Source organism: Pseudomonas sp. NFR16, from assembly GCF_900108875.1.
Lineage (GTDB): Bacteria > Pseudomonadota > Gammaproteobacteria > Pseudomonadales > Pseudomonadaceae > Aquipseudomonas.
In genome coordinates, this window is the sequence record NZ_FNYJ01000002.1 from 865,675 (window position 1) to 891,566 (window position 25,892).

The window sequence follows — 25,892 nt, forward strand, 5'->3', positions numbered from 1 at the left end:
GGGGCTCAGAGACTGGCTGTCATGAGCAAATCCCTGCATATCACCCTGATTACTGAAACCTACGCGCCTGAGATCAATGGCGTGGCGAACACGCTCAGCCGCTTGTGTGAGGGTTTGCGCACGCGGGGGCATCGGGTCGAGGTGATCAGGCCTCGGCAGACGGACGATCCTTCACGCGCTGCCGGGGATGATCTGATGCTGTGCCGCGGCTGGCCGATTCCCGGCTATCCGGGGTTGCAATGGGGGCAGTCGTCGATGCACAAGTTGCTGCGGCGCTGGCGGCGCAATCGTCCCGATGTGCTTTACATCGCTACCGAAGGTCCCTTGGGCCTTTCTGCCCTGCGGGCGGCACGCCGTTTGCGGATTGCGATCGTCAGCGGTTTTCACACCAACTTTCAGCAGTACACGCGGCAGTATGGGCTGGGTTTCATTACCCGCCTGCTGACCTCGTATCTGCGCTGGTTTCACAACCGCTCTACCGCCACGCTGGTGCCCAGTGTCACTCAGAAAACCGAGCTTGAACGGCGCGGCTTCGAGCGCCTGGAATTGCTGTCGCGGGGCGTGGATTGCCAGCTGTTTCATCCGTCAAGGCGCTCCACTTCCTTGCGTGAGTCCTGGGGACTGGAAGCGGGCGACATCGCGGTTTTGCACGTCGGCCGACTGGCACTGGAAAAGAATCTGGGCTTGCTGAAGACCACTTTCGACTCGCTGGTCAGTGAATATCCCGAGAAAAACCTGAAGCTGGTGATTGTCGGCGACGGCCCGGTGCGCGAGACATTGCAGGCGCAAATGCCGGATGCGATTTTCTGCGGGGCCCAGCGCGGTGAAGCGTTGGCGACGCTTTATGCGTCCGGAGACCTGTTTCTGTTCCCCAGTCTGACCGAGACGTTCGGCAACGTGGTGCTGGAAGCCTTGGCCTCAGGGCTTGGCGTCGTGGCTTACGACGAAGCCGCAGCGGCCCAGCATATCCGTCACGGACACAATGGCGCCGTCGCCATGCCGGGCGATGAAGAAGGTTTTATCGACGCCGCACGATGGATGCTCGAAGACGATGAGACACTGCGACGCGTGCGATTGAACGCCCGGCAGCACGCGAGCCGCCAAGGCTGGGCGGGCGTCATCGAAGCGTTCGAATGCTACCTGCGCGTGGCGAGCGAAACGCAGGAAGGGGTAGTGGTGGGGATGTAGCTTGGGCGATGGACTGTCCGACTTTTCGCGGGCAAGCGCGCTCCTACAAGGTGGGCGGTCTGAAACGCACAGTCAACGCTGAACCTGTGGCAGTGAGCTTGCTGTCTATAAACCCACCTGCGATCAACGGCACAACACCCGACGTCTTCCCGGCTAAAGCCGGTCCTACGAAAAACCTGCAGCGTCTGTAGGACCGGCTTCAGCCGGGAAAAGGCCGATTCAGGCTGTGGAGTTGCAGCGTCTGGAAATCAGCCATCGCGAGCAAGCTCGCTCCCACAGGCTTTGTGGCGTGGCTCGATACTCGTCGGCGCCGCATTACCTTGTAGGAGCGCGCTTGCCCGCGATCTGGCGCGCAGCGGCAGCAGAATCGGATGACGCGCTACATCAGGCAGATCGCATAGCCGGGTTTACGACGACCGCGTCGCCGATCGCGAGCTCACTTCCACAGTGTTTATGGTGTTTCGCCAGGCTGTGTCCCCCGCGAAATAGGTGGGAGTGAGCTCACGAAGAGGCCGGTAATGGCGCCACATCTTCAGCGACAGAACCACCGATTCGCGGGCAAGCGCGCTCCTACAAGTAATCGTGGATGCCTTACTCAAGCTTGCCCAACGCATCGCGGCTGAACGGCAGGATGTCTTCTTCGCGACCGTCGCGCACTTTCACCGCCCAGTCGGGATCGACGAGCAGCGCGCGGCCAACGGCGACGAGGTCGAACTCATCATCGCCCAGGCGCTTGAGCAGGTTCTCCAGGCTTGCAGGCTGGGCGACTTTATCGGTGTTCACCATGAACTGCAGGAATTCGCCATCCAGGCCGACGCTGCCGACGGTAATCGTAGGCTTGCCGGTCAGTTTGCGTGTCCAGCCCGCCAGGTTCAGGTCAGAACCCTCGAACTCAGGCTCCCAAAAGCGCCGCGTCGAGCAGTGGAAAATGTCCACGCCAGCGTCGGAAAGTGGCTGGAGGAAGGCCCCCAGCTCCTCGGGCGTCTGGACCAGGCGCGCGGTGTAGTCCTGCTGTTTCCACTGCGAATAACGAAAGATGATCGGGTAATCCGGGCCGACCGCAGCGCGCACAGCCTCGACCAGCTCGATCGCAAAGCGCGACCGATGGGCCAGATCGCCGCCATATTCATCGCTACGCTGGTTCGTGCCTTCCCAGAAGAACTGATCGACCAGATAACCATGCGCGCCGTGGATCTCAACGCCATCCATGCCGATGTCCCTGGCATCCTTCGCCGCCTGAGCGAAAGCACCGATGACGTCCTGGATATCTTCCCGGGTCATGCCATGAACCACGACCTTGCCGTCCTTGAGCTTCTCCGTCGGCCCATACGCCGGAACAGCGCCGTCCGGCTCGGTGCCCAGACGGCGAACAGCGCCGACGTGCCAGAGCTGAGGCACGATCTTGCCACCTTCCGCATGCACCGCTTCAACCACTTTCTTCCAGCCGGCCAGCGGGGCTTCGCCGAAGAATTGCGGCACGTTCGGATAGCCGTTGGAGGCCTTGTGTCCGACTGTAGTGCCTTCGGTGATGATCAGGCCCACGCCGGCAGCGGCACGGCGGCGGTAGTACTCGATGACCTTGGAATTAGGCACGCCACCCGGCGAGAACGAACGGGTCATTGGCGCCATCACCACGCGCGTCGGTAGCTCCAGGCTGCCCATGTGGAATGGTTTGAACAAGGCTTTGACTGGCATGCGGGCGTCCTCGGCGTAGGGAAATATTATGAAGGTCATACAGGATGAGCCGAACGGCGCACCATGCCCAGCACTATTGATTGGAATGATTAAAGTATAGAAAGAATGACGCGAACTGGCAGTGAGCTTGCTGGCGGTCGCGATCGGCAAGGCGTGACTGACTGATCATAATCAACGCAGCGCAAGCAGCTTTACCTGCAAAGCGTGCGTTGACGGTCAATGAAGCGCTTTTTCAATGGCCTGGATGACAGCAGGATCATCCGGCGTGGTACGCGGGGAGAAACGCGCCAGTACGCGGCCATCTTGCCCCACCAGAAACTTTTCGAAGTTCCAGGTGATATCTCCTGGAAATTCAGCGCCTTCACCCGCCAGCATCTGATAGAGACGATGACGATGAGGGCCGTTCACTTCCAGCTTGTCGCCCAGTGGAAAGGTCACGCCGTAGTTGAGCGAGCAGAACGCCTGAATTTCTTCCTGGGTCCCGGGCTCCTGTCCGGCGAACTGATTACAAGGCAGACCGAGCACGCTGAAGCCGCGATCCTTGTACTTTTGATAGAGGTTTTCCAGCGCGGCATATTGCGGCGTGAGGCCACACTTGGATGCCACGTTGACCACCAGAACCACTTTGCCCTTGAGTGGCGCGAGGGGCAGTTCCTGGCCATCCAGAGCTTTCAATTTCAGGTCGTGAAATACACTCATGACGAACTCCCCTGCTCACCGTACATAAAACCCCTGGCCGAAAAAGGCGCCCTCCCAAGTCGCGAAAACCGAACTGTTTCGCAAACCCGCGAGGACGCCTGGCCAGCTAAATGAGCTTAGCAGGACAAATCAGTGGTGATGACCGCCTTCACCATGTACGTGGCCGTGAGCGAGTTCTTCCTGGCTGGCATCACGGATCGCAACGATCTTGACCTGGAAATTCAGGCGCTGACCGGCCAGAGGATGGTTGCCGTCGACAGTGACGTCGTCGCCGTCCAGGTCGCGAATGGTCACGATCTGCATCTGGCCGTCCGGAGCGGAAGCGTGAAACTGCATGCCGACTTCCAGCTCGTCAACGCCTTCGAACATGCTGCGGTTCAGGGTGCTGACCAGTTCGGCCGAGTATTCGCCGTAGGCGTCTTCAGGCTCGATGGAGACTTTGAGCTCGTCACCGATGTCCTTGCCTTCCAGTGCCTTTTCCAGACCCGGGATGATGTTACCTGCGCCTTGCAGGTAAACCAGCGGCGCGCCGCCGGCAGAACTGTCGATGACCTCACCAGCGTCGTTGGTCAGGGTATAGTCAATGGAGACAGCCTTGTTGGCGGCGATCGGCATGGGGCGAGACCTTTTGCAAATAGATATGAGCGACCAAGTCTAACCAAGCACTCGCGCGAAAGCGAACGCAACTCAGACGGACGGCCCCGATTGCACGACCTCCCATTGCCCGAAAACGACCCGAAGATTACTGGCTTTCATCAAGATGAAGACGGGCACTGGATCGTCGAACTCTCCTGCGGGCACACCCAGCATTTACGTCACCAGCCACCGTGGCAGTCTCGGCCATGGGTGCTCGATGCAGCCTTGCGACAAGAAAAAACAGGACAATCCTTTCGCTGCGGCTGGTGCGCGCAAGGGGCAGATAACGATAACCTTGTTCCCCGTTGAGACGCTGCGACTGAACAGCGTCCGGTTTTATTCGGTCCACTGGCGGACTCGGGTCTGTACGAAACATCGGCAAGCGCAGCCTGAATTCGTACACAACCACGCCGGGACCTTTGCACGCTCACTTTCGAGAAGCCCGCATGCAGACTTTCTTTATCGCGCCCACTGATTTTGGCGTGGGTTTGACGTCCATCAGCCTTGGACTGGTGCGCACCCTGGAGCGCGCCGGACTTAAAGTCGGTTTTTTCAAGCCCATCGCCCAGCCCCATCCCGGCGACCTGGGCCCGGAGCGCTCGACCGAGCTGGTCGCCCGCACTCATGGCCTCAAACCGCCCAAGCCGCTTGGCCTGGCGCATGTTGAGCGGATGCTTGGCGAGGGCCAGCTCGATGAGTTGCTCGAAGAAATCATCAGCCTCTATCAGCAGGCCTCGGTCGGCCGCGATGTGCTGATCGTCGAAGGCATGGTGCCGACCCGCAGCGCGAGCTACGCCGCCCGGGTCAATCTGCACATGGCCAAGGCGCTGGATGCGGAAGTGATTCTGGTCTCGGCGCCGGAAAACGAGGTCCTGACCGAACTGTCGGGCCGCGTGGAGCTTCAGGCGCAGATGTTTGGCGGCCCCAAGGACCCGAAAGTGCTGGGCGTGATCCTCAACAAGGTGCGCACCGATGAGAGCATGGAGGCGTTTTCGGCGCGCCTCAAAGAGCATTCCCCGTTGTTGCGCAGCGGCGACTTCCGCCTGCTGGGCTGCATCCCGTTCCAGGCCGATCTCAACGCCCCTCGCACCCGAGACGTGGCAGACCTGCTGGGCGCGCAGGTGATCAACGCCGGCGACTACGAACAACGGCGCATGTCGAAGATCATCATCTGCGCGCGAACCGTGCTCAATACGCTGCAACTGCTCAAGCCGGGCGTGCTGGTGGTGACGCCGGGCGATCGCGACGACATCATCCTGGCCGTGAGCCTGGCGACACTCAATGGCGTGCCGCTCGCCGGATTGTTGCTGACCAGCGATACCCTGCCCGACCCGCGCATCATGGACCTGTGCCGAGGCGCGCTGCAGGCGGGTCTGCCGGTGCTCTCAGTGAGTACAGGGTCGTATGACACCGCCAACCAGCTCAACCAGCTCAACAAGGAAATCCCCATCGACGACCGCGAGCGCGCGGAGATCATCACTGACTTCGTCGCCAGCCACCTGGACGCCAACTGGCTGCATCAGCGCTGTGGCACGCCGCGTGAGATGCGCCTGTCACCCGCCGTCTTCCGTTACCAACTGATTCAGCGCGCTCAAGCGGCGAACAAGCGCATCGTGTTGCCCGAAGGTGCCGAGCCCCTCACCGTACAGGCTGCCGCCATTTGTCAGGCGCGCGGAATTGCCCGCTGCGTGCTGCTGGCCAAACCCGAAGAAGTGCACGCGGTCGCGCGCGCGCAGGGCATCGAGTTGCCGCCGGGGCTGGAAATTCTCGATCCGGACGAGGTGCGCGAGCGCTATGTAGCGCCGATGGTCGACCTGCGCAGGAACAAGGCGCTCAACGCGCCGATGGCCGAGCAACAGCTGGAAGATCCGGTGGTGATCGGCACCATGATGCTGGCGCTCGATGAGGTCGACGGCCTGGTTTCCGGGGTGATTCACTCCACCGCCAACACCATCCGGCCGGCACTGCAACTGATCAAGACCGCGCCGGGCTGCACCCTGGTGTCATCGGTGTTCTTCATGCTGTTCCCTGAGCAAGTGCTGGTGTACGGCGACTGCATCATGAACCCGCACCCGACCGCCAGTGAGCTGGCCGAGATCGCCGTGCAGAGTGCTGACTCTGCCGTGGCATTCGGACTGGCCCCGCGCGTCGCGATGATCAGCTACTCAAGCGGTAACTCGGCCAGCGGAGAGGAAGTGGAAAAGGTTCGCGAAGCCACGCAACTGGCTCGGGAGACGCAGCGCGGTCTGCTCATCGACGGACCGCTGCAATATGACGCCGCTGCCAACGAAACCGTCGCCCGCCAACTGGCGCCGGACAGCCCGGTGGCCGGTCGCGCCAACGTGTTCGTCTTTCCTGACCTGAACACCGGCAACACTACATACAAGGCAGTGCAGCGCAGTGCGGACTGCGTCAGCCTGGGCCCGATGCTGCAAGGCTTGCGCAAACCCGTAAACGACCTTCCGCGGGGCGCGCAGGTCGATGACATCGTGTATACCATCGCCCTGACTGCGATTCAGGCGGCGACTTTGCCTCAATAACGTCGGCCTGCAATATCCTTCACTCACAATAACGCCGCCGGAACCCACCGGCGGCTGTCTTGCCTCGGAGTTCGATCCCTCATGGATTTCTTGCCCGCCCCTTTGCGTGGCGTCATTGCCTCGCTGCTGTTGGCGCTCAACACCATCGTCTGCTGCACCCCGCTGTTCGTCGTCGCGATCTTCAAGCTGTGCCTGCCTTTCACTGCCGCGCAAAAGGTCACTGACTGGCTCATGAGCCACATTCACGAAGCCTGGATCAGCAACAACAATGCCTGGATGAACCTGCTGGGTCATACCCGCTGGCACCTGAGCGGTCTGGAAGGCCTGGATTATCAGCACTCTTATCTGGTGACCAGCAATCACCAGAGCTGGGTCGACATCATGGTGCTGCAGTACGTGCTTAACCGGCGCATCCGCCCGCTGAAATTCTTCCTCAAACAAGAGCTGATCTGGGTGCCTGTGATCGGGCTGGCGTGGTGGGCGCTGGGCTTTCCGTTCATGAAGCGTTACAGCAAGGCCTACCTGGCCAAACACCCGGAAAAGAAAGGCAAGGACCTGGAGACGACCCGCCGCACCTGCGCGAAATTTCGAAACAACCCGGTCGGCATCTTCAATTTCGTCGAAGGCACGCGCTTTACCCGGGCCAAGCACGCGCAGCAGAACTCCCCGTTCCGCTATCTGCTCAAGCCCAAGGCCGGCGGCATCGCGTTCGTGCTCGATGCCATGGGCGAGCAGTTGGAATCGATCGTCAACGTCACCATTCATTACCCAGCGGGCCAGCCCGGTTATTGGGACCTGCTGTGCGGGAACGTGCGCGAAGTGGTCGCGCATTTCGAAGAAGTGCCGATTCCGCCGCAGTTCATTGGCAAAAGCTACGACCAGGATGACGCGTACCGCCTGGAATTCCAGCAGTGGATCAACCGCATGTGGGAAGACAAAGATGCGTTGCTGGCACAGATGCACGAGCGATACCCGGGCTGACCAGCTCGCGGTACCGTTCAACTCGCCTGAGTAAACGCTCGGCACATAGCGCCCGCCCATAAAAAACCCCGGCACTCAGGCCGGGGCTTTTAGCATGGCGTCGCCAGCTTACTGCTGCTGTTGGTACTGCTGCCCTGGAATAGGCTTGAGGTTGACCTCGACACGACGGTTCTGAGCGCGACCGTTGACGTCGGCGTTGCTCGCGATCGGCTGATCAGGCCCTGCCCCGCGGACCGACAGGTGCGAGGCATCCACGCCTTGGGACGTCAGGTAGGTCGCAACACTCTGCGCGCGCTGTTGGGACAGGTCCATGTTGTGCTGACGGCTGCCCGTGCTGTCGGTGTAACCGACGATCTCGATCATGTTCTGGTTGTACTGTTTCAACGAACCCGCCAGGTTGTTCAAAGGCGAGTAGAAGCTGCTGGCGATGGCCGAGGAGTCGGTCGCGAACGTGATGTTGCCTGGCATGACCAGCTTGATGTTGTCGCCTTCACGCTGAACTTCCACGCCGGTATTGGCCATGCTGGCGCGCAGGGCGGCTTCCTGTTTGTCTGCGTAATAGCCATAACCCGCTGCGCCTGCACCGACCAGCGCCGCGCCGATCAAGGCGCCTTTGCCGCGGTTATTGTGGTCGATTGCGGCACCAGCGACGGCACCGGCCAGCGCGCCCAGGCCGCCGTATTTGGCGGTTTTGCTCACGCCGCCCGAATTTTGCGCCTGCCCCTGATTGTCATACGGATTCTGCGAAGCGCAGCCAGACAACATGGCCAGCGCAGTGGCAGCGATGGTCAAACGGCGAAAGGTCAACATCAAGGAAAGCTCCTGTTTTGCTTTTCTACGGCCAACAAAAGAAGACCGAACGATTTGCGCGATTAGAGCACGGCAACCGTCAAAAATTCCTTAACCAGGCCTGAACAGCGCTACGCTCTGACGAAAGGATTCTCACGCATTTCGTCACCCAGTCGCGTGTCCGGTCCGTGCCCGGTCACCACGATTGCATCCTCATCGAGCGTGTACAAGCGCTGCTTGATAGAGCGCACGATCGTGGCCTGGTCGCCGCCCCACAGATCGGTTCGGCCCACACCGCGCTTGAACAGCGTATCGCCCGCGATCAACAGCTTGGCATCCGCAAACCAGAAACTCATCGAGCCGGGCGTATGTCCGGGCGTGTGCAGCGCCACGCCGCAGCCGCAAGCGAGTTCTTCGTCGTCCGCCAGCCAACGATCCGGCGCAGGGACAGGAACGTACGGCACGCGAAACACCTGACACTGGGTTTCGAGGTTGTCCCACAGAAACTGATCCTCTTTGTGCAGGTGCAAGGTTGCGCCGGTCTTCTCCTTCAATTGCCCCGACGCCAGGAAATGGTCCAGATGCGCGTGGGTGTGAATGATGCTCACGACCTTCAACCCGTGTGCTTCAAGCCTGGCGAGAATCAGCTCATGGTTGCCGCCCGGATCTACGACAACGGCCTGCCGGGTGACGGGATCGCCGATGATCGTGCAGTTGCACTGCAACGGCCCGACGGGGAAGGTTTCGCGGATCAACTGAGGCTTGGCGGGCTGCATGGTGATTCCTGTAAAGGGGGTGACGCATTCTGACGCAGCCAGGGGGAGACGTCAGCCCGCCGCGCCAGACCGGCGAACAATTAGTTGCAACGCCAACTATTTGCATGAGAACTAATGCGACACGGGCTTGAATAGTCTGACTTTTATTAAATCACTAAAATCTTTTGTAACTCATTCGAACCATTCAAAGAATTGTTATGCAAAATACTGATTTTATTGACTAAATTCGATTTTAAGCAAACAAATATATTTTTGTTGCCGCGATATATTTTTCACTAACGCGCTCATATACTGGCATTGCGCGACTACACGGATAGTGCGTCATTTGAGGTGATAAGACGTCGACTCAATGCACCCGCAAGGCAGCTCAGCAACAGCGTAGAGCAGGCTTTCATGCTAAGAAAAATCGCGGTTTCCGACCTTACTCTGGGCATGTACATCCACGAATTCTGCCGCCCCCGGATCAACGACCCGTTCTGGACGTCCCACGTGGAGCGGGAGCTGCGAGACGAGGCGGTGTTGCGCCAGATTCAGGCCTCCACGCGTGAGGTGTGGATTGACACCCGACTGGGCAAAAGCCCTGCCGAACAGAGCAGCATTCTGGCCTCGGGCCCGACAACGGCCTGCGACAGCGAAAGCGATTCCGATACCTCGCCAGCCAGCATGGAACAGGAACTGGCTCGCGCCAGACTGATTTGCGGCCGGGCCAAAGCGGCCGTCATGACCATGTTCAGCGACGCACGCATGGGTCGCTCGATGAACACCGAAGACGTCGATCTGCTGGTCGAAGAAATTTCGACGTCAGTGATGCGCCATCCTCACGCGCTGATCAGTCTGTCCCGTCTTAAAACGTCCGATGAATACACCTACATGCATTCAGTGGCGGTGTGCGCGCTGATGGTTGCGCTTGCGCGCCAGATGAATCTGGATGAGGAGCAAGTGCGCGAGGCCGGCGTCGCCGGGCTGATGCACGACGTTGGCAAGATGATGATCCCCAACACCATCCTCAATAAACCCGATCGCCTGACCTTCGATGAATTCGAAGCGATGAAGCATCACCCCCAGGCAGGACTCGAAATTCTTCAGGGTTGTCAGCAAGTGACCCACGCGGTCATGGATGTGTGCCTGCATCATCATGAAAAGGTCGACGGCAGTGGCTATCCCCATGGTTTGAAGGGCGAGCAGATCAGTCAGCTGGCTCGTATGGGTGCAATCTGCGATGTCTATGACGCCGTGACGTCAGACCGGCCCTACAAGAAAGGCTGGGATGCGGCCAGGTCGGTCCGGGAGATGGCCTCATGGAAAGGGCATTTTGACGAGAAAATCTTCCAGCACTTCGTCAAGACGGTCGGCATTTATCCAGTGGGCGCGCTGGTCCGTCTGAAGAGCGAGCGGCTTGGCATTGTCATTGAACAGGGTGAAAAATCGCTGCTGCATCCCAAAGTGAAGCTATTCATGTCGGCCAAGACCCGCATCCCGTTCACGCCCGAGGTCATCAACCTCGCCTGTGCGCAAGAACAGGACGCCATTGTCAAATTCGAACTCGCGGAGGATTGGGGCATGCACAACGTCGATGAGATGTGGGCGGGCTGTCCTGCAGGATGACCGACGGCCTGCGCACGGCCGCTGCCTGATCTATCCCAGCAGGCCCAGCTCTTGCGCGCGGGCCACCGCTTGCGTGCGGCGCTCCACGCCGAGCTTGCTGTTGATGTGGCTGGCGTGGGTCTTGACGGTATGCAGAGAGATGAACAACCGGTCGCTGATTTCCTGATTCGAACAGCCCTGAGCGATGAGCTGCAGCACGCTCAGTTCCCTTGCGCTGAGGTAATCGGGCCCGCTGCAGGCCGCAGGCTCACTGATGACACGCGCGCAGGGAAGCTCCTTGCCGGGGCTCGAGTGCGGCAGTTGCGTGAGCAGGTAATCGACCAGCCGACACGTCGGGCGCCTGGATAACTGCTCGCGCAGCCAGTCGGGATATTTATGGATCACGCCGTGAAGCGGCAGCACCGCGCCCCCGCTCGCCAGCTCCAGGCTCTGGCCCAGCAGCTTCGCCGCTTGAGGGTGATCGTCGGTCTCGAGTGACAGCAGGCAATGCTGGCTTGCCGCGTACAACCCGACCAGCCCCGCACCGACCTGATCTGCCTGGGCTTTCAAGTCTCGCAGCCGCTCGGCCGATCGCTCGGGGCGGCCCTGAATGGCATCGAGGGACGCCTGCAACAGCGCGATCTGCTGAGGCATCTGCGGCATGCATTCCGGAGCAGCCGCCGGCTGATCGCCGCCATAGGTCTGGCCCAGGCGCAGCAACCAGGCGTCGGCCAGATCGATACGGCCTTGCGCCAGCCACAGTTCGCATTTGGTCAACGTGATCATCGCCAGGTAATAAACCGGCGGCACATCCCAGATATGCATCAATCGCTCGGCCTCAGCCAGCTCGGCGAAGGCTTCGGCAAAACGCCCTTCCCGCCCTTCCATTCCGGCGATCACGCAGTGCCCGATCAATACGCTGATGTCGCGACAGGCGCGCGCTTCAGTCAGGCCTGCGTTCAGGCGCTCCCTTCCCGCTTGCGGCTGAAGAAACTGCACCAGCAGATAGCCTTCGTACAGCGTCAGCCGGGCACGCACGGCGTACAGTCGTTGCGAAGACAATCCGCTCAGCCGCCGCAGCCCCTGGCGCACTTCTTCCATCGAACGAAGCGCTTCACCACGGGCCTGCAACGTACGCGCGCGGTCATAATGCGCCAGCGCTTCAAACAATGGATTGGCAACCCGCTGCGCCAGCTCCAGGGCGTCGCGATTCAAGGCACGCGCGCGCCACAAATCGCCTCCGGTGATCGCCAGATTCGCCAGCGTCGACAGGCACACCAACCTTTGCCCGTACCGCTTGTGGGGCAGCGTCGCCAACGCCTCGGTGCAATAACGCTGGGCAGTATCGCTGTCGCCACGCCCGCGCGCGATGATGCCGCTGAGCGCCAGCCATTGGGCCAGCATGGAGTTCTGCGCGGTGGCCGAGGGCGCCGGCAGAAACCGGCTGAGCTGATTGCCCAGTTCTTCGGCAGCGTCCAGCTGGCACGCCAGCCCCAAGGCCCACGCATACAGCACGATCAGGCGAGGTGTGCTGACCAGCAGGCTGTCGGGCAGGTCCATCTTCCAGCGCAGGAGCATGCCGACGTTCTGCTCGGCGAGCAGTTGCTCCTCGGAAAGGTTCTGCACCAGATTGGCGGCAACGTCCAGATGCCCGGCACGCAGTGCTTGCTCAATGGCCTCGTCGAGCAGCCCCTGCTCGCTGAACCAGCGACAGGCGTTGAGGTGAAGCCGCCGTTGCTGAGGCGCGAGGCTGGTGCCGGCGCGTGCACGCAGCAGATCGGAAAACAGGTGGTGATAACGAAACCAGCGGCCGTTTTCATCCAGCGGCACCAGAAAGACCTGATGGGCTTGCAGGTAACCGAGCATTTCGGCGCTGTCATGGCTGTCACGTGCCGCGTTACACAGCGCACTGCTGAATCGCTCAAGGCACGCGGTTTCATAAAGGAAGGTCTGAACGTCGGCAGGCAGACAGTCGATGACCTCTTCGAGCAAGTAGTCGCGAATCAGGCCTTCGCCGCCGTTGAGTCCCTGTGTCAGCGTGTTGCTGCCGGCCTCGCTCGCCGCCAGCAACCAAAAGCGCAAGCCGGCGACCCAGCCTTCACTGCGCTGCAACAGATTGCGCAAGGCATCCTCGGACAGCGAATTGCGCTGCTGATCGAGCACGGCGAGGGATTCGTCGTCAGTCAAACGCAGGTCGTGCTCGGACAACTCGAGCAGTTGCCGGGACAGCCGCAGGCGCGCCAGATGCCAGTCGGGGCGCTGGCGGCTGGTGACCATCACGACGAGGCCCGCGGGCAGATGATTCAGGAGAAATTGCAGGCAACGGTCGAGCACCGGGCCCTGGACCAGATGATAATCATCGAGCACCAGCAGCAGCGGTTTACTCAATATCAGGTGCATGGCGAGTTCGTCGAGCAGCCCGTCCAGCCACTCCTCGAAGGCAAACGGCTGATGACGTTGACGCATTTTGAGCAGCCCCAGCGCCTGGCCGCCCAATTGAGGGAAATATTGCTGAAGGCCGGAGAGAAGACGCTCGAGGAAGCGGCCTGGATCGCTGTCTCGATGACTCAGTCCCAGCCACAGGTTTTGCCATTGATCCGGCAGGTTCTCGCAGAACTCGACCGCCAGGGAGCTCTTTCCAAACCCGGCTGGCGCGCAGACGAGCAGCAGTCGCCCGGACAGACCGGCGCTCAATCGCTCACACAGACGGGGGCGCGCGACGTAGCCGTCAGGCAGTGGCGGGCGGTAGAAACGTCCCTCCAATGCAGTGACTGCGTGATTTGCGAATCCTTGCAAACGCGACAGATCAGTCATGGCCGGCTCTTGTAGAAGTGCTTGTTATTCGGCGTTCAGATGTCGGGAGACTAGCGGCTATGTGATGGCTTTTGAAGATTGTTCGACGAAAGACTGTAAGAAAACATATCCAATCAACACCGCGAATGTCGCTTCATATGTTTTGGGGGAGATGACGCTGAGGTGCCAATGAACGCGACGGGAGGCGATTCATTCGCGAATGGAGGGTGCCAATTGTACGTCTGGCTGGACCGGGCGATGGTTCGCCGATGAGGTCACGCTGACCTGAGCGACGTCACGGCCCGCTCGAAACACCCCGACGGATCGGGGCGTTTCTTTTCAAAGCGGCGCAGGACCACGGTGCGCTGTAGCTGTGATCAACGTTGCACGACTCTGCGCCTGTTCGTTCAGACCTTAACGCACGCCTTCCTGGCGAAGCGCGTTGGGCTGGAAGTCGCTGGTGGTGGCGGTGAAACCGAAGTCGTAGGCACGCTTCTCTTCGTTTTTCATGCCCAGTGCCAGATAACGTCCCGACTGCAGGTCATAGATCGTTTCAAGTGCATACCACGGCACTTGCTTGTCGTAGTAGTTCTCGGCGTGCGCTTCGGCCACGCGCCACAATTGACCACGACCGTCGTAATGGTCGATCACCGCTGCCTGCCAGGTGTCTTCGTCGATGAAGAAATCACGCTTGGCGTAGATGTGACGCTGACCTTCCTTCAGCGTTGCGGTCACGTGCCAGACGCGACGCAACTCATAGCGCGCCAGGTCCTGGTTGATGTGTCCGGCCTTGATGATGTCGGCATATTTGAGCTTCGGATCGTCGAGCTTGTAGCTATCGGCTGCGATGTACATTTCCTGCTTGCCGATGAGTTTCCAGTCGTAACGGTCCGGCGCGCCGTTGTACATGTCCAGGTTGTCGGACGTACGCAGGCCGTCGGCGGCTGTACCCGGTCCGTCATAGGACACTTGCGGGGCGCGACGCACGCGACGCTGACCGGCGTTGTACACCCACGCAGAACGCGGCTCCTTCACCTGATCGAGGGTTTCGTGCACCAGCAGCACCGTTCCGGCCAGACGCGCCGGTGCGGTGACTTCCTGCTTGAAGTAGAACAGCACGTTGCCTGGATTTTTCGGATCGAAATCCTTCATCTTGTCGCGGAACACGAACTGGTCCTGGAAGTACACCGGGCTGAAAGACCCGTTGGTTTGCGGTGTGGCCTGAACCACCAGCCGCTTGACGCTGCCGCCGCGATAACGGGTGATGTGGTTCCAGATCACCTCCAGGCCGTCCTTGGGAATCGGAAACGGCACGGCGGTCTCGAAGTTTTCCAGACCGTTACCGCCGGAAACCAGCTTGGTATTGGTGGCGTTTTTCTTGATGGCGGCAAACACATCGGCCGGAACGGTCGCGCCCCGGTGGGACGGATAGACTGGCATCTTGAACGTGTCCGGGTAGCGCTTGAACATCGCGTACTGGCCCGGGGCGAGGTTGTTCTTGTATTGATCCACGTTCTGGCCGGTGATGGTGAACAGCGGTTTTTCGTTGGCGTAAGGGTTGGCCAGGAAGCCCTTGTCGTCCACCGCGCCCGCGTTGGTCGGCATCGGGCTCCAGGCCGGAATGGTGTTCGCCGCGTTGCCTGCCTTTTCGGCGCCCATTGGGGTCAGTGTCGTGCCCAGCTTGGCAGCATCGGATTCGGAAACGGCTGCCATCACCCCGGTCGCCAGCAGGGACAGACCCAGTACGCCGACGTGCAACAGACCCTTCGAGATTTTCATTTTCATAATTGTCCTTAGAAGTTCATACCGAAGCTGAGCGCCACGAAATCGCGGTCATCCACCGTGGTGTATTTGCCGTCGAAGAAGTTGGTGTAGGAAAGGTTGGCGGTGTAGGTGTTCTGATATTCCGCTTCCAGACCCAGGCTGACCGCTTTGCGGCCTTCTTCGAAGTTACCGCCAGGGCCTGGCGAGTAACCGTCGACGTCATGAGACCAGGCCACACTTGGCTTGAGGTTCACACCGGCGAACACGTTGTTGTAGTCCCAGATGGCGCGGGCGCGGTAGCCCCACGAATCGGTAGTGGTGAACCCGTCGTTCTCGCAGTAACGGCTAAGGTTGTTCAGCGCAGCGCCCGCCAGCGTACCGGCGTTGAGGGTCTGGCACTGGCCGTTAGGCAGCGGGCCGGGGCCGTAGCTCGGGTCTCGGCCGTAACGCAGTTTGGACGTGCTTTCCAGACCACCGACGTGCGTCCAGCCCACTTCGCCAACGACCGTGAGACGTTCGGCGCCCATCACTTGGTCGAAGAAGTGCGTGAAGGTGGTCTGCGCCTGACTGATCTCTTTGCGGCGATAGCCCTTCTGATCCTGGCCTGGCGTGCCCTGCAACAGCGAGACGTTCGGGTTCAGCGGCGACAGGCCTGAGTACAGGATGTCGGTGGTGTTGAGCTGGACGGGCGCGTTGGGCCGGTAGCTGATTTCGCCGCTCCACGCTGTGCCGGTGGGCAACGTGGTGGAGAAACTCAGACCGAACAGGTGGATGTCTTCAGGGTATTCGACGTAGTAGCTGGAGTTGGCGGCAACCACCACTGGCAGCAACTGGGTGACCAGCCCCGGAATGGCGATACCCGGCACGCCATTGCCCGCGAGCGCGGCGGCCAGCGCTGCCGGGCTGTAGGCACCGGCAGGCGCGCCCTTGCCGCTGAAGATCGGCAGGCGGCTGTGGTAGTTCATGTAATAGGCGCCGAACTCGGTGTCCAGCGGCTCGAAGTTGTAGTGCATGGCGAAGCCATACTGGCCGCTGTCGCGAGCATCCCGGTCAGGGCCGCGACGCACGACGGCGCCCTCATCCGGGTTGCCGAAGTTCACGCCCTGCTGGCCCAGCGTATTAAATACCGCGCCGCGCAAAGGTGCCGGCAGACCGGCGTTGGTCAGTGCGGTGTTCAGGCCGGCCTGACTGCGCAACACCGCCAGGTTGTTGGAGCAACCGTCGGCAATCACGTCAGGCTGGGAGAAGAATGTCCCGCAGTTATCGACGACCGTCTGGTCCCATTCCAACTGATAGAAACCCTCTGCAGAGAGGTTTTCGGTCAGGCTCTGGGACAGGTAGAACATGTTGACCGGAATCAGGCCTTCCTTGATTTCCGAGCCAGGCCGGCGGAACGCGGAGACGTCCACCGGGTTGATGCTGTTGATACCGCCCTGGATGAATGTGCTTTCACCCCAGTTGACCACTTGCTTGCCCAGACGCACCGAACCCGGCTCATCGGCGATGGAGTAGTTGTGATAGACGAACGCGTCGAGCAGCTCGAAACCTGACGACTTGGCGCCCTCTTTCCGGCCCGAATCACTGATGTCCTTGAAGTCGCGGCCTTCATCCTTGAGCTCGAAGTCATACCAGTACTTGCCTCGCAGGAACACGCCGGTGTCGCCGTACTTGAGCTCCAGATCGTGGATGCCCTTGAAAATCTTCGAAAACGTCTCGCCGCTTTTGAAGTTCAGGTGGCCATCGTCGGAGGTCTGCGACAGGCCATGGCCGCCGTTATTGGCCCCGATCAGGTTCTTGTTGGCGTTCTCGGTGGACCAACTGGCGCCGATGGAGAGCGACGAGTCGAAGTTACCTTCGATTTCACCGATGTTGAAACTGACGCCGAATGCAGGGCCGGCGAGCGTGGAAGCGAGGCTGACGGCCAGAGGCAGTTTTGCCCGGCGCCAGAACAGGTTTGCTGATGTCATCGACGCTACTCCATGTGCTTTTATTTTTTTTGGCAGTGGGTGCTTCCAGAAACGACTCAGGCGGATTTGTCCGCAGTGCCTGGGTGTCAACGCTGATCGGGCAGCCCATGTAAAGCTGCGAAACGATCCGGCGTTTTTCTCCGGTTTCAACCTACTGCCGACTATATCCAGCAGGTGGGATGACTTGATCCCTCTAAAGTGTGATTTGCAGCGTCGAAGCCTCTAACACGCCGATTTCGGCGTACCGGCTCAGCGGCAGGGGGAGGATGGCTGAATTTGAGAATTTGGCAAGCAAGACGGCGGGCGAGAGCCTTCGCGGCACATCGTCAGGGCCGAAAACCCTGACAATGTCCGCCCGAAAATCAGCTCAGAGGGTGGAGAGGAACGCGCTGTTGGTGCTTTGCCATTCGACGATGTCCAGGCGGATGCGCTTCTTGTCGAGCTTGCCGACGCTGGTCTTGGGAATTTCGGTAACAAGGGCGATCTGGCTTGGAATGGCCCATTTGTTGATGTGGCCCTGCTCCACGAATGGCTTGAGATGTTCTTTCAGTGCCTTGGCATCGATGACGTGGCCTTCACGGGCAACCAGCAGCGCGAAAGGCCGCTCGCCCCACTGTGGATCGGCGATGCCCACTACCGCCACCTCGCGCACCCCCGGATGACGACTGCAGAGGTCTTCCAGCTCCAGCGACGACACCCACTCGCCCCCGGTCTTGATCACGTCCTTGATGCGGTCGCGAATGTCGATGCCGCCCATGCTGTCCAGCGTCGCGACATCGCCAGTGTGCAGCCAGCCACCGGCCCAGAGCTCGGCGCCCTTGTCCGGCTCGCGGTAATACCCTTCGGTGAGCCACGGCGCACGCAGCACCAGTTCGCCCTGGGTTTCGCCATCGGAGGGCAGGAAATTGCCCTCGGCATCGACGATTGCTGCCTCGACCAGCACGCCGGGCGCGCCAGCCTTGATGCGATACGTCGTGCGTTCGTCCTCGCTGCCCGCCATCAGTTCGTCATTCAGGTGCGCGACGGACACCAGCGGACCGGTCTCGGACATCCCGTATGCCGCCGTCAGCTGAATGCCACGCGCCTTGGCGGCTTCATACAGCGAACGGTTGAGCGAACTGCCGCCGATGATGATGTTCCAGCCGGTGAAGTCGACGTCCTTGGCCGCTTTGGCATTGAGCACCATTTGCATGATGGTCGGCACGCAATGCGAGAACGTCACCTTCTCCTTGCGCCACAGCTCCACCAGCAATTCGGGATCATAGCGTCCCGGATAGACCTGTTTGGCGCCGAGCATCGTGGCCGCGTACGGCACGCCCCAGGCATGAACGTGAAACATCGGCGTGATGGGCATGTAGACCTTGTCTCCACCGAGCATGCCCTCGACGCTGCCCATGATGGTCGCCACCGCCATCGTATGGAGGACCAACTGACGATGGGTGAAATACACGCCCTTCGGATTGCCCGTGGTGCCGGTCGTGTAGAAAGTGGTGGCCACCGAGTTCTCGTCGAAATCCTCGAACTGGTACGTCGGGCTGGCGGCCGCCAGCAGCGTTTCGTATTCACCCACCAAGTTAGGCAAGTCGGCGCTCGTGTCTTGCGTGTCGGTGATGAGCAAGGTCTTTTCGACCGTGGTCAGCTTGCTCTCAAAGCATTTATAGAGCGGCAGGAATTCTTTGTTGACCAGCACGAACTTGTCTTCGGCGTGGTTCATGGTGAAGAGGATCTGATCAGGAGACAGTCGCACGTTGATGGTGTGGATCACCGCGCCGATCATGGGGATCGCGAACATGCATTCCAGATACCGGTGGCTGTCCCAATCCATGACCGCCACTGTATCGCCCGCTTTTACCCCCGCCTCGGTCAGCACATTCGCCAGTCGACAGATCCGCTCGTTGAGCGTCAGATACGAATAGCGCGAGTGATCCCGATAGACGATTTCCCGTGTCTTTTCATACCGCCCGCCGGACATCAGCAGACGTTTGATCAACAGCGGATACTGGTACGCGCCATCGGCGGGCTGAATCACGCGGGTCTGCAGCATAGGAATCCCTTTTCAAGATGCATAGGCGGTGCTGAAAATATGCACTCTAGGGCCTTCGCTCGCCAGTCAAATCAGCCAAAGGGATGATTCTGTGGACGAATGACCCTGTAGGCATAACGCCATTTGAAAGGGCAAATCGGTCGTGAGACGGCCTGCCGCAATCGGCGGGAAGAGGAAGGCGGATCATTTACAAGTGCCGCAAATGGCACAGCGGGAGTGAGCGCACTCACTCCCGCCAAGCGATCAATGCATCTCGGTCAGGGCCAGTTTCACACCCAACGCCACCAATACCCCGCCCATGGCGCGGTCAAACCAGTGTCCCATTCGGGCAAACCCTGCGCGCACGCGGGGCTGGCTGAACAGGCGCGCCACCATACAGAACCAGAGCCCCGTCGCGAACGCGAGATACACGCCGTATCCGGCTTGAACCAGCATCGGCGTATGCGGGTTGATCACGACAGTGAACAGGGACAGGAAAAACAGGGTTGCTTTGGGGTTCAGGCCATTGGTCACGAACCCTGCCGTGTAAGCTCCGCGCGCCGTCCGCTCGCCCTTGGCGATATCGACAGGCGCGTTGGAAGAGCCGGCAGGTCTGGCGCGCAGGGCCTTGAAGCCAATGTACAGAAGGTACGCCGCAGCCGCCCATTTCAGCGCATTGAACAGCACGATGGACTGCGACACGATCAGGCCAATCCCCAGCAACGAATACCCCACGTGCAGGAAAATCGCGGTGCCCACGCCCATGGCGGTGTAAGTGCCGGCTTTGCGCCCGTGAGTCACGCTTTCGCGCACCACCACGGCGAAATCCGGGCCGGGACTGGCAACAGCGAGCAGGTGAATCAGCGCAACGGTGAGAAATTCCGTCCAGTACATGAAGGGGCTCCAGGCGTTTTGGTGAGCGGCAGGCTCTGATAGGCTCGCTACCTTACGCCTCCTGTCAACCCAGAAAAAGGTACAGCTGATGTCGAGTCAACGTAGAGCAGTTTTCCTGGACCATACCTCTCTGGATCTGGGCGATCTGGACCTTACTCCCTGGCGTGAGACCTTTGCCGAACTGGTACTGCATGCCAGCACGACGCCCGAGCAGGTTATCGAGCGGTTGCAGGGCGCGCAGGTCGCGATTTCCAACAAGATCATGATCGACGCCGCGACGTTCACCGCATGCCCGGATCTGAAACTGGTGCTGGTGACCGCGACGGGCGTGAACAATGTGGATCTGCAGGCCGCGCGCGAACATGGCGTCGTTGTGAGCAACTGTCAGGGTTACGGCACGCCGTCGGTGGCACAGCACACGTTGATGCTGCTGTTGGCGCTGGCGACCCGTCTGCCGGATTACCAGCAGGCGATTCATCAGGGACAGTGGCAGAAATCAAAACAGTTCTGCCTGCTGGATTTCCCGATTGTCGAACTGGAGGGCAAAACCCTGGGCCTGCTGGGGCACGGCGAGCTCGGCGGGGCGGTGGCGAAACTGGCGCAAGCCTTCGGCATGCGTGTCGTCCCGGGACAGATTCCCGGTCGCCCCGCCCGGCCGGATCGCGTGCCGCTGCACGAGTTGCTGCCGCAAGTGGATGCGCTGACGCTGCACTGCCCGCTCAACGAACACACCCGCGACATGATTGGCGCCCATGAACTCAGCCTGCTGAAACCGAAGGCGTTCATCGTCAATACCGCGCGCGGCGGCCTGATCAACGAGCAGGCGCTGGCCGACGCCCTGCGCAACGGTCATCTGGGCGGCGCGGCCACCGACGTGCTGACGGTCGAGCCTCCGGTCAACGGTAATCCGCTGTTGTCCGGCGATATCCCACGGCTGATCATCACGCCGCACAGCGCCTGGGGCAGCCAGGAAGCACGGCAGCGGATCGTCGGGCAAGTGAATGAGAACGCCCAGGCGTTCTATGCCGGACAGCCCCTGCGTGTGGTCAGCTGAGGACCATCACCGTTCGGGGCGGAGCGAGCTTATCGCGACAATGCTGACGGTGTGAACGGGGCGCGTTACCTTCGAGAGCACACTGACTCGCGCATCGCGCACTTGCCCGTTCACGGGGCGCTCCCTGTCTTCGCTGCATTCTCCTGATAAACTTCGCCCTTTTTTCGAGGAGCCGAAGATGGATCCGCGCAGTGAAGTGTTACTCCGTCAGGCCGATTTGTTTCAGGGCTCCTTGTTGCTGACGGGCTTGCCCGCCGACGACCTGCCGGGCAGGCTCCCTGACGCTCGGGGCTGGAGCTGGCATGCCGGAGATTTCGCGGCGTTGCAGGCCCGTTTTCCAGGACGCACGCACTTCGGCACCGAGGCACCGGTCGAACCTTTTGAAGCCGCAGTGCTGTTTTTACCCAAAGCCAAGGACCTGACCGACTATCTGCTCAACGCGCTGGCGTCCAGATTGCAAGGTCGCGAGCTGTTTCTGGTTGGCGAAAAGCGCGCAGGTATCGAAGCGGCGGCGCGGCAATTGAGTCCGTTCGGGCGGGCGCGCAAGCTCGACAGCGCTCGTCATTGCCAACTATGGCAGGTCACCGTGGAATACGCCCCGCAGGCTGTGGAGCTCGACAGCCTGGCGAAGCACTTCGACATCGACCTGGACGGCGGCCCCCTGAAAGTCGTCAGCCTGCCCGGCGTGTTCAGCCATGGGCGACTGGACCGTGGCTCGGCGCTGTTGCTGGAAAATATCGACCGTTTGCCGAGCGGCCACTTGCTCGACTTCGGCTGCGGCGCGGGCGTACTGGGGGCCGCGGTGAAACGTCGCAATCCGCAGATGACCGTCACGATGCTCGACGTCGATGCGTTTGCCACCGCCAGCAGCCGCCTGACGCTCGCCGCCAACGGCCTCGAAGCAGAGGTGCTGACCGGCGATGGCATTGACGCCGCGCCTGAACATCTTGATGCAATTCTGACCAATCCCCCCTTCCACACCGGAGTTCACACCGATTACGCGGCGACCGAAAACCTGTTGCGAAAAGCGCGCGAACATCTGAAAAAAGGAGGTGAACTGCGTCTGGTTGCCAACAGCTTCCTGCGGTATCAGCCGATCATTGAAGCTCATCTTGGAACCTGTGCAATCATGTCAGAGGGTCAGGGCTTCCGGGTCTATCGCGCCAAGCGTGCGTGAAAATTACCGCTTGCCGAACGCTATGCGTGTAGGCAGAATCCGCACCGTCCTAGGGGAGTAGTCTCCCACGAGCGCCATGCTCGTCCGGCGCGCATCAACATACTTGGTCCACAGACCATGGTGCGTGCGACCCCAGATCCGCCCAGACGGATCGGAGGTTTGACAAGACCTATGACACGAACATCCTGACCCGGGGCGGGGAGGCTGTACGTGTCATAGCCGTGTCGACCCGCCCCTTAGGAAAACCCTGATGCTGGAATCCCTGTTGGTCCCCACCGCCGTCGTCGCACTGGCCGAAATCGGTGACAAGACCCAACTCCTCGCGCTCATTCTCGCTGCACGCTTTCGCAAGCCCTGGCCCATCATCGGCGGTATCGTCGCGGCCACGCTGGCAAACCATGCTGCCGCAGGTGCCGTTGGCGCCTGGTTCAGCAGCTTCTTTTCGGACGCGATGCTGCACTGGGTGCTGGCAGCAAGTTTCACCGCCACCGCGCTGTGGACGCTGGTGCCGGACAAAATGGACGACGACGAAGCGAACACCGCGCGCAAGTTCGGGCCGTTCATGACCACCCTGATCGCGTTCTTCCTGGCTGAAATCGGTGACAAGACGCAGATCGCCACAGTGATGCTGGCGGCGCAATATTCTTATCTGTGGCTGGTGATTCTGGGCACCACGCTAGGCATGCTGCTGGCCAACGTGCCGGTGGTACTGGCCGGTAACTTCGCCGCAGAGAAATTGCCGCTGACCCTGATCCGTCGCCTGGCGGCGGGCGCGTTCTTCATTCTGGCCGTCGTGGCGGTGTACAAAGCGATGCAGGTCAGCGGCTGGGTGTAACCCGAATGCCGCGTCCCTGCAAGAGTGCGCCTGATCAGCGCTGCATCAAGACTTCGGCGCCTGCTGATACAGCGGCATCACCTTGGGGATCGCCGCTTGCAACGACGCAATCCGGTTGGTCGATGCCGGGTGCGTGCTCATGAACTCAGGCTGGGAAGCCCCGGCCTGGGCCTGCATTTTCTGCCACAACGTAATTGCAGCGTTTGGGTTGTAACCGGCGCGGGCTGAAAGCTCCAGACCCAGCAGGTCGGCCTCGTTCTCGTTGGCGCGGCTGTTCGGCAGGGTCAGGCTGTAATTGACGACCGTGTCAGCGAGCGCCAGGCTGTCTTGCCCCAATCCCAGCAGCGCGCCGGCGCCCTGTTTGGCCATTTGAATGCCGTACGCCTTGGACATGGCTTCACGTCCGTGCTCGCGCAGGGCGTGCGCAATCTCGTGCCCCATGACCGCCGCCAGCTCGTCGTCGCTGAGCTTGAGCGTATCGATCAGCCCGCTGTAGACGATGATCTTGCCGCCCGGACCACAGTTGGCATTGAGCTCGTCGCTCTTGATCAGGTTCACATCCCATTGCCATTGCGCTGCATCGGGTCGCAGCTTCGGGGCTTGAGCGATCAGCCGCTTGGCCACGGCCTGAACGCGCTTGGCCTCTGCGCTGCTGTTATCCAGCACGCCTTCGGACGACGCCTCGCTGACCGTCTGTTGGTAAGACTGGGCATACATCTGGTTGACCTCATCGGTCGACAGCATGCTGAACATGTATTGCTTGCGCTCGACACCGACCGAGTCGCCGCTGGTGGTGTTGACCGCCTGACATCCTGCAACCAGCAAGGCTGCTGCAACGGCACAAAGGGCAAAAGTCCTACGCATCACGTATCTCCATTGAAACAATGGCGCTCATCCTAGGGGCTGCGTGGCCGGAGCACCAGATGCCAGCCGTTTGCCATGTGCCGCAACACAAAAAAACACACATCCGTAACAGATTCGAAATACCGGTGCGTTCATTCGAAGGGCAGCTGCAGCCCTTCATATCCGGGGCGCGCACTCGACTTATCCAGCAACGACGAAACCCAATCAAAAACGCCCATTTCGTCGGATCCATCTCATGCTTCGCCGCCGCAAGGCGATATCCCCTTCAGGCGTAATTCCACGTCCGGAGTTCCTATGAAGTTCAAGTCGATCCAGTTTTCCGTTGCCGCTCTGGCGGGCTCCATCGTCCTCAGCGTCGTGGTTGCTCTCGTGCTGTTCGCCCTGTTTTCAGGGGCGCGTACCCAGGAAATGGTCGAGCAGCGCACCACGTCGCAGTTCGAGCAAGCGGTCGAGCAACGTCTGAGCGCCATTGCGCGCACGCAGGCCAGTGAAATCCAGCGCGAACTCGAAGCGCCGCTGCAGACCGCCGCGGCGCTGGCCACGACCAACGCCTTGCTGGGCATGAAGGACGCCAAAGGTGAGCCGGCCCTGACCCTCAGCCGTGAGCAGCTGCTCAATGTGCTGCACGAAACCGTCGTCCGTAATCCGAAGATTCTCGGCGCCTACATCGGCTGGGAACACGACGCGCTGGACCGTAACGACGCGGCCTACGTGGGCTCGTCGATGATCGGTGTCGACCCGAAGGACGGCCGCATGATGGCCTGGTGGTATCGCAAGCCGGACGGCACGTTCAATCTGGAAAAGCTTGCCAGCCTTGAGGATCAGAAGATCCTGTCGACCGGCATCCGTTCCAGCGAGTACTACCTGTGCTCGCGGGAGACACGCAAGGCCTGTGTGATCGACCCGGCGCCCTACAAAGTCGGCGACAAGATGGTCATGCTGTCTTCGTTCATCGAGCCCATCATGCTCAACGGCCAGTTCCAGGGCATCGTCGGCGCCGACCTGTCGGTGAACTTCATTCAGGACATGCTCGAGAGCGCCGACAAAAAGCTGTACGACGGCGCTGGCGATATGGCCCTGATCGCCACCAACGGCCGCCTGGTCGCCTACACCAAGGACACGAGCAAGCTCGGCGAAAAAGCCAGCGACATCCTCGACGCCAACGAAGTCGCCAACCTGAGCACGATCACCAGAGGTGAAGTACGTTACGACATCGACAAGGCTCACGGCCACATCGAGCTGTACCTGCCTTTCGCCATCGGCAACACCGACGCACGCTGGACCTTGATGATGCGCATGCCTCTCGATGCGGTCATGGCCGACCTTCAGCAGTTGCAGAAGGACCTCAAGCATCAACGCGAGACCGATATCTTCGGCATGATGGTGGTCGGTCTGCTGATCGCCGCACTGGGGCTGCTGATCGTCTGGTTCGTCGGCCGAGGCATCGCCCGCCCGCTCAAGCAAATGGTCGCCATGCTCGACGACATCGCCAAGGGCGAGGGCGACCTCACTCGCCGCCTCACCAGCGATCGCGCCGACGAACTGGGCGCCATCGCCATCGGTTTCAACACGTTCCTGAGCAAACTGCAGGTGATGATCAGCCAGGTGGTGACCTCGGTGCAGAAGGTCAGCG

General features: G+C 60.6%; 18 protein-coding genes, 2 pseudogenes and 1 riboswitch. Of the genes and pseudogenes, 9 read left to right on the forward strand and 11 right to left on the reverse strand.

Annotated elements, in window-relative coordinates; all coding sequences use genetic code 11:
* Positions 1 to 21: 21 nt before the first annotated feature.
* Positions 22 to 1,188 (forward strand): glycosyltransferase family 4 protein, encoded by a 1,167-nt coding sequence (locus tag BMZ10_RS12640; RefSeq protein ID WP_093462262.1) that lies wholly within the window; start codon positions 22 to 24, stop codon positions 1,186 to 1,188.
* Positions 1,189 to 1,779: 591 nt separating this feature from the next.
* On the opposite strand, the gene BMZ10_RS12645 is transcribed toward BMZ10_RS12640, so the two are convergent.
* The 3 genes from BMZ10_RS12645 to BMZ10_RS12655 form a co-directional block, all read right to left on the reverse strand.
* On the reverse strand, positions 1,780 to 2,883 hold the full coding sequence (locus BMZ10_RS12645) for an NADH:flavin oxidoreductase (RefSeq protein WP_093462264.1): 1,104 nt from the start codon (positions 2,881 to 2,883) through the stop codon (positions 1,780 to 1,782).
* A 216-nt stretch (positions 2,884 to 3,099) separates the two neighbouring features.
* The gene (locus BMZ10_RS12650; RefSeq protein WP_093462266.1) at positions 3,100 to 3,582 is read right to left on the reverse strand and encodes a glutathione peroxidase; all 483 of its coding nucleotides are present in this window, start codon (positions 3,580 to 3,582) and stop codon (positions 3,100 to 3,102) included.
* A 129-nt stretch (positions 3,583 to 3,711) separates the two neighbouring features.
* Entirely contained in the window at positions 3,712 to 4,197 is a 486-nt protein-coding gene (locus tag BMZ10_RS12655) for an FKBP-type peptidyl-prolyl cis-trans isomerase (protein ID WP_093462268.1), read from the reverse strand.
* On the opposite strand from BMZ10_RS12655, the pseudogene BMZ10_RS12660 reads away from it, so the two are divergent.
* The 3 genes and pseudogenes from BMZ10_RS12660 to BMZ10_RS12670 all read left to right on the forward strand — a co-directional run bounded on the left by BMZ10_RS12660 (position 4,166) and on the right by BMZ10_RS12670 (position 7,739).
* Positions 4,166 to 4,527 (forward strand): annotated as a pseudogene (locus BMZ10_RS12660) (DUF3565 domain-containing protein). The gene BMZ10_RS12655 and the pseudogene BMZ10_RS12660 overlap by 32 nt on opposite strands.
* A 137-nt stretch (positions 4,528 to 4,664) precedes the next feature.
* A complete protein-coding gene (gene pta, locus BMZ10_RS12665; protein ID WP_093462274.1) occupies positions 4,665 to 6,758 on the forward strand; it encodes a phosphate acetyltransferase in 2,094 nt (697 codons plus the stop codon).
* Positions 6,759 to 6,839: 81 nt separating this feature from the next.
* The gene (locus BMZ10_RS12670) at positions 6,840 to 7,739 is read left to right on the forward strand and encodes an acyltransferase (protein WP_093462277.1); all 900 of its coding nucleotides are present in this window, start codon (positions 6,840 to 6,842) and stop codon (positions 7,737 to 7,739) included.
* Positions 7,740 to 7,847: 108 nt separating this feature from the next.
* On the opposite strand, the gene BMZ10_RS12675 is transcribed toward BMZ10_RS12670, so the two are convergent.
* Positions 7,848 to 8,549, reverse strand: coding sequence for a YiaD family glycine zipper/OmpA-like lipoprotein (locus BMZ10_RS12675; protein WP_093462280.1), 702 nt, complete (start codon positions 8,547 to 8,549; stop codon positions 7,848 to 7,850).
* Positions 8,550 to 8,659: 110 nt separating this feature from the next.
* Positions 8,660 to 9,304 carry an MBL fold metallo-hydrolase gene (locus tag BMZ10_RS12680; protein ID WP_093462283.1) on the reverse strand — a complete coding sequence of 215 codons (645 nt, stop codon included), beginning with the start codon at positions 9,302 to 9,304 and terminating at the stop codon, positions 8,660 to 8,662.
* Positions 9,305 to 9,697: 393 nt separating this feature from the next.
* On the opposite strand from BMZ10_RS12680, the gene BMZ10_RS12685 reads away from it, so the two are divergent.
* Positions 9,698 to 10,909, forward strand: coding sequence for a cyclic di-GMP phosphodiesterase (locus BMZ10_RS12685; RefSeq protein ID WP_093462286.1), 1,212 nt, complete (start codon positions 9,698 to 9,700; stop codon positions 10,907 to 10,909).
* A 30-nt stretch (positions 10,910 to 10,939) separates the two neighbouring features.
* Here BMZ10_RS12685 and BMZ10_RS12690 read toward each other — a convergent pair whose 3' ends face one another.
* The 5 genes from BMZ10_RS12690 to BMZ10_RS12710 all read right to left on the reverse strand — a co-directional run bounded on the left by BMZ10_RS12690 (position 10,940) and on the right by BMZ10_RS12710 (position 20,329).
* The gene (locus tag BMZ10_RS12690; RefSeq protein WP_093462288.1) at positions 10,940 to 13,702 is read right to left on the reverse strand and encodes a helix-turn-helix transcriptional regulator; all 2,763 of its coding nucleotides are present in this window, start codon (positions 13,700 to 13,702) and stop codon (positions 10,940 to 10,942) included.
* A 393-nt stretch (positions 13,703 to 14,095) separates the two neighbouring features.
* Entirely contained in the window at positions 14,096 to 15,460 is a 1,365-nt protein-coding gene (locus tag BMZ10_RS12695; protein ID WP_177182105.1) for a DUF1329 domain-containing protein, read from the reverse strand.
* Positions 15,461 to 15,474: 14 nt separating this feature from the next.
* On the reverse strand, positions 15,475 to 17,412 hold the full coding sequence (locus tag BMZ10_RS12700) for a DUF1302 domain-containing protein (protein ID WP_093462294.1): 1,938 nt from the start codon (positions 17,410 to 17,412) through the stop codon (positions 15,475 to 15,477).
* Between the two features lie 367 nt (positions 17,413 to 17,779).
* Positions 17,780 to 19,456: a fatty acid--CoA ligase gene (locus BMZ10_RS12705; protein ID WP_093462297.1), complete on the reverse strand. Its 1,677-nt coding sequence runs from the start codon at positions 19,454 to 19,456 to the stop codon at positions 17,780 to 17,782.
* Positions 19,457 to 19,699: 243 nt separating this feature from the next.
* Positions 19,700 to 20,329, reverse strand: a complete 630-nt coding sequence (locus tag BMZ10_RS12710) for a LysE family translocator (RefSeq protein WP_093462300.1) — start codon at positions 20,327 to 20,329, stop codon at positions 19,700 to 19,702.
* An 88-nt stretch (positions 20,330 to 20,417) separates the two neighbouring features.
* Here BMZ10_RS12710 and BMZ10_RS12715 point away from each other — a divergent pair, with 88 nt between their 5' ends.
* The 3 genes from BMZ10_RS12715 to BMZ10_RS12725 all read left to right on the forward strand — a co-directional run bounded on the left by BMZ10_RS12715 (position 20,418) and on the right by BMZ10_RS12725 (position 23,395).
* Positions 20,418 to 21,383: a 2-hydroxyacid dehydrogenase gene (locus tag BMZ10_RS12715; RefSeq protein WP_093462303.1), complete on the forward strand. Its 966-nt coding sequence runs from the start codon at positions 20,418 to 20,420 to the stop codon at positions 21,381 to 21,383.
* Positions 21,384 to 21,561: 178 nt separating this feature from the next.
* Positions 21,562 to 22,560 carry a class I SAM-dependent methyltransferase gene (locus tag BMZ10_RS12720; RefSeq protein ID WP_093462305.1) on the forward strand — a complete coding sequence of 333 codons (999 nt, stop codon included), beginning with the start codon at positions 21,562 to 21,564 and terminating at the stop codon, positions 22,558 to 22,560.
* Between the two features lie 40 nt (positions 22,561 to 22,600).
* Positions 22,601 to 22,720, forward strand: a riboswitch (yybP-ykoY riboswitch).
* A gap of 90 nt (positions 22,721 to 22,810) precedes the next feature.
* Entirely contained in the window at positions 22,811 to 23,395 is a 585-nt protein-coding gene (locus tag BMZ10_RS12725; RefSeq protein ID WP_093462308.1) for a TMEM165/GDT1 family protein, read from the forward strand.
* A 45-nt stretch (positions 23,396 to 23,440) separates the two neighbouring features.
* On the opposite strand, the gene BMZ10_RS12730 is transcribed toward BMZ10_RS12725, so the two are convergent.
* Positions 23,441 to 24,259: a M48 family metallopeptidase gene (locus BMZ10_RS12730; protein ID WP_093462312.1), complete on the reverse strand. Its 819-nt coding sequence runs from the start codon at positions 24,257 to 24,259 to the stop codon at positions 23,441 to 23,443.
* Positions 24,260 to 25,639: 1,380 nt separating this feature from the next.
* On the opposite strand from BMZ10_RS12730, the pseudogene BMZ10_RS28290 reads away from it, so the two are divergent.
* Positions 25,640 to 25,837 (forward strand): annotated as a pseudogene (locus BMZ10_RS28290) (HAMP domain-containing protein); the annotation flags it as partial.
* Between the last annotated feature and the right edge of the window lie 55 nt (positions 25,838 to 25,892).